This window comes from Paraburkholderia phymatum (assembly GCF_040965635.1).
Classification (GTDB): domain Bacteria; phylum Pseudomonadota; class Gammaproteobacteria; order Burkholderiales; family Burkholderiaceae; genus Paraburkholderia; species Paraburkholderia phymatum_B.
In genome coordinates this window covers 1-633 of the sequence record NZ_JBFRCH010000113.1, presented here as the reverse complement: position 1 = coordinate 633, position 633 = coordinate 1, and the positions used below count along the sequence as shown (strand labels likewise).

1 protein-coding gene is annotated in these 633 nt (G+C 68.9%); it reads left to right on the top strand.

Going from position 1 to position 633, the window contains the following annotated elements:
* On the top strand, nucleotides 1-633 hold a 633-nt coding region (locus AB4Y32_RS40430; protein WP_368726578.1), incomplete at both ends, for a secretin N-terminal domain-containing protein.

The window sequence follows — 633 nt, the reverse complement described above, 5'->3', positions numbered from 1 at the left end:
ACGAATCGGCGAACAACCTGCTGCCCGTGCTGCGTCCGCTCATCTCGCCGAACAACACGGTCGCCGCGTATCCGTCGAACAACACGATCGTCGTCACCGACTACGCGGATAACGTGCGCCGCATCGCACAGATCATTGCGGGCGTCGATACGGCAGCCGGCCAGCAGGTGCAGGTCGTGCAGCTGAAGAACGGGAATGCGCTCGACGTCGCGACACAGATGTCGAAGATGCTCGACCCCGGCTCGATCGGCAATACGGACGCGGCGCTGAAGGTCTCCGTGCAGGCCGACCCGCGTACAAATTCGCTGCTGCTGCGCGCGTCGAACGCGGCGCGCCTCGCGGCGGCGAAGTCGCTCGCGAAGCAGCTCGATGCGGCAACGGGCCAGCCCGGCAACATGCACGTCGTGCAGCTGCGCAACGCGGACGCCGTGCGTCTCGCGAAGACGCTGCGCGGCATGCTCGGCAAGGGCGGCAGCGAAACGTCGTCGTCGGGCGGCGCCAATGCCGCGAACGCGTTCAACCAGGGCAACGCGAGCTCGTCGACGGGCACCTCGGGCCAGCCCCCGCTGCCGGGCGGCTCGCTCGGCGGCTCGTCGTCATCGTCGATGGGCGGCAATCCGCTCGGCGGCGGCG